We start from the raw sequence: 10,546 nt of genomic DNA on the forward strand, positions 1-10,546 counted from the left end.
AGAGACATCGATTCCAGCATAATGCTCCACGGCTAGAGACATCGATTCCAGCATAATGCTCCACGGCTGTTCCTCTCATGATGCTTGAGGCCGATCGCTCGGACCTCGTTTTCAACACCATCATTCTGAGGGACAGCCACCCAAAATGGCTATTCGAAGCGCCGGCCCATTACGGCATCTAGGCTCGATGAGATCGGGCGCCATCGTGGATGTCAGGTGGCGCCCTGGGGCCAATTTGTCAGCCGGCCGTCAGTTTGGCTTTCCTTCAGCGCCGCACTTACGGAGTGAGTAGACGCCCCGGTGGGCTTCGGAGACAGGTGGAACGGCATCACATAGCCCTCGTCCCGGTCGTCACAGACGATGGCATGAGTGACTTGCCGCCCTGTTCGGCATGTCGATTGGAATGGTCGAGCGCTACACCAAGCACATCGACCAAGAGGCTTCGGCGCGCAAGCCGCGGTCTGGAACGGAATGCGGAGAGAACAAGGACTGCAAACTTTCTATAGCCGATCTGAAAACTCCGGCGCGAAACGCCAAACAAACAGGGCCCGACAGAGATGAGCACGTTAACGCCGCATTAGGGTTACCAATGCATCAATACCGCCCAGAGCAGTGCGACAAAGGCCGGGTTGCGGCCCCTGCTCGGGGAGACCACGATGCGTATCCGCTCCATTGCGCCGGCCCTGGGCCTTGCCGCGCTCGGACTGTCCGTGGCCGCCATGCCGGCGGCTTCGGCCGACTATCCGGTGTTGCGCGGCTCGCAGATCGAAGATGCACCACCGCCGCCATCGGAGTATTTCTCGGGCGGGGTCAACTGGACGGGCTTCTATCTGGGCGGCGGCGCCGGGGTCTCGGAGACGAAATTCGAGCCCGGAACCGGCCTGCAGAACCTGGCCAATTTCGCCTTCCGGAACACGTTGCTTGGCGCCGAGAGCAATATGGGCTCGTTCGTCAACAACCTGCCGTCGAAGAGGGACAGCGGCGCAACGTATTTTGGCATGGCCGGCTATAACATTGCCTTTGGCGATGCCGTACTCGGCATCGAGGCCGACTATACCCGCTCCGACCAGAGCTACGGCATCAACGACTTCATTGCGCGCCGGACGATCACCTCGAACGGCACGGTAAATGACTGGTCCATGACGACCCGCCAGGGAGCGGTTCTGAACGACTACGCGACGGCGCGCATTCGCATGGGTTGGGCCTATGGCCGCATCATGCCCTTCGCGACATTCGGTGGCGCCGTCGGTCGCTTCGACACCGCATCGACGATCACAGCGACAAACTTCATCACCCAGGCGAATCCTGTCACCGGCGCCATCAACTCCGGCATGGCGGTTGGCTACCCGCTCACAGTCGGGGCCACCAAGAAGAACGTCTATGGCTACGGCCTCGCGGTCGGCGCCGGCGTTGACATGGCCTTGACCGACAACCTCTTCCTGCGCGGCGAATACCAGTTGATCCGCTTCGCGGACGTCGAAGGGACAACGACGACGGTCAACACGGCCCGCGTCGCCGCGGGCGTAAAATTCTGATCTGAAGACCCGGACTAATAGGAAAAGCCGCGGCTCACGCCGCGGCTTTCTTGTTTCTGCCAGGGTGACGCCTGCTTATTCCGCTGCCTCGGCCTCGGGCCGGGCCCGGCCCGAGCGCTCGCGCTTGACCAGTTCTGCAACCAGGAACGCCATCTCCAGCGCCTGCTCCGCATTGAGGCGCGGGTCGCAGAAGGTGTGGTAGCGGTCGTTCAGGTCGGCGTCGGTCATGCCGCGTGCACCACCCGTGCATTCCGTGACGTTCTTGCCGGTCATTTCCAGGTGCAGGCCGCCGGCATAGGTGCCTTCGGCCTGGTGCACGGCGAAGAAGTTCTTCACCTCGCTCAGGATCAGGTCGAAGGKCCGCGTCTTGTAGCCGCTCGCAGCCTTCACCGTGTTGCCGTGCATCGGATCACAGGACCAGACGACATTGCGCCCTTCCCGCTTGGTGGCGCGTACCAGGGCCGGCAGATGGTCGAAGACCTTGTCGGCGCCGAAGCGTGCGATCAGCGTCAGGCGTCCGGCCTGGTTCTGCGGATCGAGCGTGTCGATCAGCCTCATCAGGTTGTCCGGGGTMAGGGACGGGCCGCATTTCAGGMCGATCGGATTGCGGATGCCACGGAAGAACTCGACATGGGCATGGTCGAGCTGGCGGGTGCGGTCACCGATCCAGACCATATGGCCGGAGGTGTCGTACCAGTCGCCGGAGGTGGAATCGACGCGGGTCATCGCCTGCTCGTAGCCGAGCAGCAACGCCTCGTGGCTGGTGTAGAAATCCGTGCTCCGCATCTCGGGATGCGTCTCAGGATCGATGCCGATGGCGCGCATGAAATCGAGCGCCTCGGTGATGCGCCCCGCCACCTCCTGGTAGCGGCCCGACTGCGGACTRTCCTTGACGAAGCCGAGCATCCAGCGATGCGCATTGTCGAGATTGGCATAACCGCCGGTGGCGAAGGCGCGGATCAGGTTCAGCGTCGCCGCCGACTGGCGATAGGCCTCGAGCTGACGGCGCGGATCCGGAATCCGGGATTCTGCCGTGAACTCGTTGTCGTTGATGATATCGCCCTTGTAGCTCGGCAGCTCGACGCCACCGATCGTCTCGGTCGGGGTCGAGCGCGGCTTGGCGAACTGGCCAGCSAYGCGGCCGACCTTCACCACCGGCGAGCCGCCGGCAAAGGTCAGGACGACCGCCATCTGCAGGAACAGGCGGAAGAAGTCGCGGATATTATCGGCCGAATGCTCGGCGAAGCTCTCGGCGCAGTCGCCGCCCTGGAGGAGGAAGGCCTCACCGGCGGCAACCTTGCTCAACGCCCGTTTGAGCTTGCGCGCCTCGCCTGCAAAAACGAGCGGCGGAAAGCCGGCGAGCTGCTGCTCAACCGCCTTCAAGGCTGCCTGGTCCGGATATTCCGGCATCTGCTGGACGGGCTTTGCCCTCCAGCTCTCGGGCGTCCACCGCTCGGACATCTCACTTGCTCCTGATGATAACATCTCACGCCCACCCCTCCCCACGGAAAGGCAGTGTGATCCCGGCGCTATACACCCGCACCGCAGCAAAGACCATAAAGCCGTTGACGRTTACGTATGCGCGAGCTGGGCGTCGCAGGGCGGAGCTGTTCCGGCGACCAGGACCGGGCCGCGTGAACGAGAGCGCCCAAGAGCACGGCAAGGGCATGCCGCTTCGTTCGCCTCTGCGTGTCGGCCGAGGAGTTCATCCCGTCGGCGATGCAAGCCGCCGGCTGCCGGGCATCGTTGTATTCGCCTCGACAGCTCCCTAACGTCACCTGCCAATCACAAGAACATCGGCAGGGAGAAACAAGGCATGGTCATTCGCGCGTTCGCGGTTGCTGCTTTCATGGTTGCCGCAGCATGGGCTGCACGGGCCGAGGAGCCCCTCGCGCTTCGCGGCATGGGCTCGTTCMATGTCGGCGGCAAGTTGGTCGAGATCTCGGGCCGTCCCGTGAAGGAGGTCACCTTCACCCCTGGCGGGGTACCGGCCAAGGTCGACCCCAACGGCACTTACCAGACCGGCCAGATGTATGTGCAGTATTTCCTGCCGCAGAACGAGCGCGGTGCAGCGCCGCTGCTGTTCTGGCATGGCGGTGGCATGACCGGCGTGAACTGGGAGAGCACGCCGGATGGACGGCAAGGCTGGCTCGAATACTTCCTGCGCAAGGGCTGGGCCGTCTATAATTCCGATGCCGTCGAGCGCGGCCGTGCCGGCTGGGCCATGTATCCCGACGTCATCCCCGGCGAGCCGGTCTTCCTGACCACCGCGAACCCGTTCGAGCGCTTCCGTATCGGCGCTGGCGCAAATGCCTATGATAAAGACCCGGCCAAGCGGACATTCCTGGCCGGCAGCCAGTTCCCGCCCGATGGCTACGACAATTTCGTCAAGCAGATCGTGCCGCGCTGGACGTCGACGGACCAGATGATCATCGACGCCTATCTGGCCGAAGTCGACAAGATCTGCCCCTGTGTGATCGTGTTCCACAGCCAGGCCGGCCAGTTCGGCTTCAAGGTTGCCCAGGCCCGGCCCGACAAGATCAAGGCCCTGATCGCGGTGGAACCGGCAGGCCTCGGAGACCCCGCCAAGGCCGATGTTTTGAAGAACATCCCCGTCCTGATGATCTATGGCGATTACATCGAACAGGATGCGCGCTGGCCGACGATCCGCAAGAACGGCACCGAGTTCGGCGACAAGATCAGGGCGGCGGGCGGCTCAGTCGATGTCGTCAACCTCCCCAGCATCGGCATCAAGGGCAATTCCCATATGCTGATGATGGACAAGAACAATCTCGAGGTGGCGCAGGTCGTCCAGGATTGGCTCGTCCGGAAGGGACTGACCAAGTGATGCAAGGCGGCGCCCCAAGGGGCGCCGCCTTGCTGCTCAGTGGCGCGCCGTCCGCATCGTCACGAGTTCCTCGGCCGCGCTCGGATGCAGCGCGATGGTGCGGTCGAAATCGGCCTTGGTCGCTCCCATGGTGACGGCAATCGCCACCGCCTGGATGATCTCGCCCGCGTCATGGCCGATGATGTGGACACCCAGCATCCGGTCCGTTTTCGCGTCGACCACGAGCTTCATGTAGATGCGCTCGTGGCGGCCCGAGATCGTCGCCTTCATCGGCCGGAAACCGGCCTCGAAGACGCGCAGTTCGTAACCAGCGGCGATCGCCTGCTGCTCGGTCAGGCCGACCGTTCCGATCTCCGGTGTGGTGAATACTGCCGAGGCCACCACGTGATGGTCCATCGCCCAGGGCTTTCCGCCAAAGGTCGAGTCGGCGAAGGCGTGGCCCTCGCGAATGGCGACGGGCGTGAGATTGATGCGATTGGTGACATCGCCGACCGCGTGGATCGACGGCACGGTCGAGGCCGAATTCGCATCGACCATGACCTGACCGATGGGCCCGAGCTTGACGCCGGCGGTCTCCAGGCCGAGCCCCACCGTATTGGGACGACGGCCGGTCGCCACGAGAACCACGTCCGCATCGATCGGCTCGCCCGTGGCGCAATGGGCACGGCGCGTACCATCGGCCAATTGTTCGATGCGATCGATGGTGCAGCCCAGCCGCAACGTGATGCCCGCATGGACCAGCGCATCGCGGAGGCGCACGCGCAGATCCTCCTCGAAGCCGCGCAGGACATTGTCGCCGCGGTGCAGCACCGTCACCTCGACGCCGAGGCGGCGGAACACGCTGGCAAATTCGAGCGCGATATAACCGCCGCCCACCACCAGCATGCGCCGCGGCAGGCTCGGAAGATGAAAGATCTCGTTCGAGCTGATGCCGAGTTCGCCGCCAGGGATCGGCGGATCGAAGGCGGGGTAGCCTCCGGTCGCGACCAGGATGTGCCGGGCCCGGACGGTCTCGCCGGATTTCAGCAGGCGCACCGTGTTCGGCCCTTCGACCACAGCGCGCTCTTCGCGGATCGCGACCTTGGCGCCTTCAAGCCCCTTGCGGTAAAGGCCGGAGAGCCGGGTCACTTCGTTGGCAACGGCATCCCGCAAGGTCGGCCAGTCGAAGCTCGGCTTGTCGAGCGTCCAGCCGAAGCCGGCAGCATCCTCAAACTCGTCTGCAAAGCGGCTGGCATAGACGAAGAGCTTCTTCGGGACACAGCCGCGAATGACGCAGGTGCCGCMGATGCGGTCTTCCTCGGCGATCATGACGCGCGCCCCGTGCCCGGCCGAGATCCGCGCCGCGCGCGTACCGCCGGAACCAGCGCCGATCACGAAAAGGTCGACATCGAAATCAGCCATGCTCTGCTCCTCGGCCGACATCTCGGCCCGACTCGAACCAAAGGGCGGCGGCAGCCAGGGCCGCGATCCACCAGCCCTGCCAGGCGCCATGTCCCACCGATGCCATGACGAAGGCTGCCGCAAAAAGTGCAAGCCGCGGGGCGCGTTCGCGCGCGGACAAGGCGCCAAGCCTCCGGAAGAACAACAGCCCAGCAACCAGCAGCAATGCGGCGCCGACGATGCCGGTTTCCGTCCAGAGCTGAATCGGCGCGCTATGCGGGTGTCCAACCGCCAGGAGCAAGCGACGTGGCGGCGAGACCTGTTCTGCGACCGGGTGCGTCTGGAGGGCCGAGGAGGAGCCGAAGCCAGAGCCGATGAACGGGCGGGCCGCGATCGCCTCCCCGAAGCTGAGCCAGATGTCGACGCGGTCACGCGAATGGGATTCGGCCGTCTGCTCATAGAGCGCGGGCGGCAGAAGCCGATCGACCAATTGTCCGATCACCGGCGCCAGCACCAGCGTCGCCGCAAAGCCAAGTGCCGTCGCAGCCAGAGTCAGACGTGGAAGCAGGCGGGCCAGCAGCCAGGCAAGGACGAGAATGCCCAATCCAAGTTTCGCAGTGCCGCTATCGGAATAGAGAATGATGCCCGCAACCGCTGCGGCTACGCCCCCCGCCAGCAGACGATCGGCGACGCGTTTCGATCCGCCGCTCCAGAGCAAGTGCACAGCCGGAGCCAGGAGCACGAGGCAGGCGATGACCGGCCGGTTGAATATAAAGCTCATCTGTTTGCCGCCCAGGCCCAGCGTAATGCGCTGAGCGAGGCCATTCTGCAGCTCCAGGAAGATCAGGCCCGAGGCCAGTATCAGGCAAATGGCCAGGGCCCGCATCAGTGCCTGCTTCGGCCTGAACCAGGCACTCGCCGCGATCACCAGGGCAAAACCAAGAGGCAGCAGCAACTCCGCCCAGGCTGCAAAGCCGGATGCCGGCCGATGCGTCCACAGCAGCGAGACCAGGGCCCAGGCAAGGAGGGCCGTCAGTGCGAGGCCGATCGGGCTTCGCAAGCCTGCAAGGATGCGCCGCAACAGGGGGCCGACATCGCGGCCCGCAGCGGCAACGGCAGCGGCAGCGAATGCCGCTGCCGCCAGCCCGAGCATCAGCGGCGCGGACCGATTTGCCGCCCACATGACGAGCGGCAACGCGACCATGAGGATGCCGCCCAGCGCTGCGAGTCGAAGGGCCTGGCGCGACGGGGAAGGGTCGGTGATCACAGCGCGATCGACATCCCGCGAGTTGAAGTTCAAGCTCATGGYCATGCGATTACGCGATCGCACCAAGCCCGCCTAGCGTGAATTCCGCCGGCTCGCGTGCGTTGATGCGCAAAAGACCTTGACTTGAGATTATGCAATCAGGCGCAATTGACCGGCGGAGCGTCAAAGTGTCACTCGCGGAGCGCTGACACCAAAACAGTGCGGGAATCCGCAAGCGGAGGAACAACATGCTCAAATCCATTCTGTCGCGCGGAGCCGTGACGGCTCTGGCGCTCGCTGGCCTGACGACTGCCGCATTTGCGCAGCTCGAGCTCAAGATCATGGCTCCGGCCGCGCCGGGTGGTGGCTGGGACGGAACCGCCCGCTCGATGCAGCAGGCGCTGACCGCGTCCGGCATCGCCAAGAGCGTGCAGGTCAACAACGTCAACGGCGCGGGCGGCACCATCGGCCTTGCGCAGTTCGTGAACGGCGCCAAGGGCGACGGCTCGCAGCTGATGGTCAACGGCTTCGTCATGGTCGGCGCCATCCTCCTGAACAAGTCGCCGGTCAATCTCAGCCAGGTGACGCCGATCGCACGCCTGACCGCCGAGGCTCAGGTCATCGTCGTTCCCGCGGATTCGCCGATCAAGACCGCCAAGGACCTCGCTGACCGCGTCAAGGCCGACCCGGCCAAGGTGACCTGGGCTGGCGGCTCGGCCGGCGGCGTCGACCACATCATGGCTGCCCTCTTCGCCGGCGCTGTCGGCGGCGATGCCACCAAGATCAACTACATCCCCTTCTCCGGCGGTGGCGAGGCCCTGGCCGCGCTGCTCGGCGGGCGCGTCACGGCCGGCATCTCGGGCTATGGCGAGTTCGAGGGTCAGATCAAGGCTGGCAAGCTGCGCGTCGTCGGCGTGAGCTCCGGCGCCCGCCTCCCCAACGCCCCCGATGCCCCGACCCTGAAGGAGGGCGGCGTCAATCTCGAGGTGCTGAACTGGCGTTCGGTCGTCGCCCCTCCCGGCATCACCGCCGAGCAGCGCAAGGTGCTGGCCGATGCCATGGAGAAGATGGCCAAGTCGAAGGAATGGGCCGAGATCCTCAAGGCTCGCGGCTGGGATGACGCCTATCTCGGCGGCGCCGAGTTCGAAGCCTTCCTGAAGGCCGAAGATGCCCGCGTCGGCAAGGTCCTCCGCGACGTCGGCCTTGTGAAGTAACGCCACAGGCGACTGACGAACATAGGCATGGGCGGGCGGTGCCATCACCGCCCGCCCATTCTCTCCTGCCAGTTATCTCTGGCAGTCGCCGCTTTGCCATCAGCTGGGCGCACCGGTTCTGGTCCGCATCAAACCAGGTAAGGAACGACATGGCCTCCACCTCCTCGGCCAAGGGCGCCGACATCCCCGCCCTCGTCGTCGCAGCTCTGCTGCTGATCGCGGCGGCTCTCGTCGCCTATGACGCGAAATCGCAGACGATCGTCTCGACTTATGGCGTCGGCCCGACGGCGATGCCCTACGTGGTCAGCGCCGTCCTTGGCGTGCTGGGCCTGTGCCATCTCGTCGTCGCGTTCCGGGAGGGCCTGCCCAAGCCCGAGGCGGTCGACAGCACCGCGGTGCTCTGGCTGACGGGCGGATTGATCGGCCTGATCGCCTGCATCGGGCTCGGCGGCGGCTTCATCATTGCGACGGCCATCGTCTTCTCCGCGACCGCGCGCTCCTTCGGCCGTCAGGCACTGGCCGTCGATTTCGGCATCGGCCTCGTGCTCGGGCTTGCCATCTTCCTGATGTTCTCCAAGCTGCTGCAGCTGACGCTGCCGTCCGGTCCGCTTGAAAAGCTGTTCTGAGGAGCCGGGACAATGGACACATTCAACGCACTGATGCACGGCTTCGCCGTCGCGATCGAGCCGTCGAAACTGCTCTTCGCGCTGGTCGGCGTCTTCCTCGGCACTGCAGTCGGCGTCCTGCCGGGCATCGGCCCGGCGCTGACGGTGGCACTGCTCCTGCCGGTGACCTTCAAACTCGATCCCGCCGGCTCGCTGATCATGTTCGCCGGCATCTATTACGGCGGCATGTATGGCGGTTCGACCACTGCGATCCTGATTAACGCGCCAGGAGAGAGTGCCTCTCTCGCAACCGCGCTCGAAGGTTCCAAGATGGCCAAGGCCGGCCGCGGCGGCCCGGCACTGGCAACCTCCGCGATCGGCTCCTTCGTCGCCGGCACCATCGCGACGCTGGGCCTCGCCTTCCTCGCGCCGTGGCTGGTGGAGGTCGCGGTCAAGTTCGGGCCGTGGGACTATTTCGCGCTGATGATCCTCGCCTTCGTCACGGTATCGGCGACCTTCGGCGATTCACCTCTGCGCGGGATCACCAGCCTCGCCATCGGCGTCACGCTCGGCCTGATCGGCATCGACCGCCTGACCGGACAGGCGCGCCTGACCTTCGGCGTGCCGGAACTGCTCGACGGCGTCGAGGTGACGACGCTGGCCGTCGGCCTGTTTGCGGTCGGCGAGGCGCTCTATGTCGCTTCCAAGCGCTTCCGGGACCCGGAGGAGATCGTCCCGATCAAGGGCTCGCTCTGGATGACCAAGGAGGACTGGAAGCGCTCGTGGGCGCCATGGCTGCGCGGGACCGCCTTCGGCTTCCCGATCGGCGCGCTGCCCGCTGGCGGCGCAGAGGTGCCGACCTTCCTGTCCTATTCGACCGAGAAGAAGCTCTGCAAATATCCCGGCGAGTTCGGCAAGGGCGCGATTGAAGGCGTCGCCGGCCCGGAAGCCGCCAACAATGCCTCGGCGGCGGGCACGCTGGTGCCGCTGCTGACGCTCGGCCTGCCGACCTCGGCGACGGCCGCGATCATGCTGGCTGGCTTCCAGCAATACGGGCTCAACCCTGGCCCGCTGCTCTTCGCCGAACGCCCCGATCTCGTCTGGGGCCTGATCGCCTCGCTCTTCATCGCCAACACGATGCTGGTGATCATCAACCTGCCGCTGATCGGGCTCTGGGTCAGGCTTCTGGCGATCCCCCAGCCCTGGCTCTATGCCGGCATCCTGGTCTTCGCGGCGATGGGCACGCTCGCGGTCAAGGCCTCGGTGGTCGAACTCTCGATGCTCTTCGTCTTCGGCTTCCTCGGCTTTCTGATGCGCCGCTACGACTATCCGGTCGCTCCGATGGTGGTCGGGCTCATCCTCGGCCCGATGGCGGAGGCGCAGTTGCGCCGCGCGCTCCAGATCAGCCTCGGCGACCCGATGATCCTGCTCGAGAACCCTGGCTCCGCGATCCTGCTCGGCCTGGCCTTCATCGGGCTCGTCGCGCCCTTCGTGATGAGCGGGCTGAACAGGTTCAAGGCTTCCGAAGACTAAGATATCGGCCCGGAAGCGGATTGCAGTTTTCGGGCCGATGCAATCACTGAAGCTCRGACATCGGACCGGATGCGACTATCCAGCCCGATGGTCTGAGCGACCCGCCCTGGTCATATGTCCCGCCGGGGCGCCTCAGTTGCTGCCCGTGCAAGGGATGATCGAGCCGGATGCGGGCCGCGCGGTGA

Annotated in this window: 8 protein-coding genes; 5 read left to right on the forward strand and 3 right to left on the reverse strand. The window is 65.1% G+C overall.

Annotated features, from left to right (window positions below; translation table 11 throughout):
- The first annotated feature begins 656 nt into the window (after window positions 1–656).
- On the forward strand, window positions 657–1,535 hold the full coding sequence (locus tag AC1DJT_RS28965) for an outer membrane protein (RefSeq protein WP_441493093.1): 879 nt from the start codon (window positions 657–659) through the stop codon (window positions 1,533–1,535).
- Window positions 1,536–1,610: 75 nt separating this feature from the next.
- Here the strand turns inward: AC1DJT_RS28965 and AC1DJT_RS28970 are convergent, their stop codons facing one another.
- A complete protein-coding gene (locus AC1DJT_RS28970) occupies window positions 1,611–2,996 on the reverse strand; it encodes a class II 3-deoxy-7-phosphoheptulonate synthase (RefSeq protein WP_476835396.1) in 1,386 nt (461 codons plus the stop codon).
- Between the two features lie 355 nt (window positions 2,997–3,351).
- Here AC1DJT_RS28970 and AC1DJT_RS28975 point away from each other — a divergent pair, with 355 nt between their 5' ends.
- On the forward strand, window positions 3,352–4,383 hold the full coding sequence (locus AC1DJT_RS28975) for an alpha/beta hydrolase (RefSeq protein WP_476835397.1): 1,032 nt from the start codon (window positions 3,352–3,354) through the stop codon (window positions 4,381–4,383).
- Window positions 4,384–4,419: 36 nt separating this feature from the next.
- Here the strand turns inward: AC1DJT_RS28975 and gor are convergent, their stop codons facing one another.
- Both gor and AC1DJT_RS28985 read right to left on the reverse strand, forming a co-directional pair.
- On the reverse strand, window positions 4,420–5,784 hold the full coding sequence (gor, locus tag AC1DJT_RS28980; RefSeq protein WP_476835398.1) for a glutathione-disulfide reductase: 1,365 nt from the start codon (window positions 5,782–5,784) through the stop codon (window positions 4,420–4,422).
- The gene (locus tag AC1DJT_RS28985; RefSeq protein WP_476835399.1) at window positions 5,777–7,075 is read right to left on the reverse strand and encodes an O-antigen ligase family protein; all 1,299 of its coding nucleotides are present in this window, start codon (window positions 7,073–7,075) and stop codon (window positions 5,777–5,779) included. The genes gor and AC1DJT_RS28985 overlap by 8 nt, the downstream gene beginning before the upstream one ends.
- A gap of 182 nt (window positions 7,076–7,257) precedes the next feature.
- On the opposite strand from AC1DJT_RS28985, the gene AC1DJT_RS28990 reads away from it, so the two are divergent.
- From AC1DJT_RS28990 to AC1DJT_RS29000, 3 genes are all read left to right on the forward strand, one after another.
- Window positions 7,258–8,223, forward strand: a complete 966-nt coding sequence (locus AC1DJT_RS28990; protein WP_113512881.1) for a Bug family tripartite tricarboxylate transporter substrate binding protein — start codon at window positions 7,258–7,260, stop codon at window positions 8,221–8,223.
- Between the two features lie 149 nt (window positions 8,224–8,372).
- Window positions 8,373–8,849, forward strand: a complete 477-nt coding sequence (locus tag AC1DJT_RS28995) for a tripartite tricarboxylate transporter TctB family protein (protein WP_113512879.1) — start codon at window positions 8,373–8,375, stop codon at window positions 8,847–8,849.
- A gap of 12 nt (window positions 8,850–8,861) precedes the next feature.
- Window positions 8,862–10,361 (forward strand): tripartite tricarboxylate transporter permease, encoded by a 1,500-nt coding sequence (locus AC1DJT_RS29000; RefSeq protein WP_441506561.1) that lies wholly within the window; start codon window positions 8,862–8,864, stop codon window positions 10,359–10,361.
- Window positions 10,362–10,546 lie beyond the last annotated feature (185 nt).

This window comes from Allobosea sp. 05T422_2 (assembly GCF_056396265.1).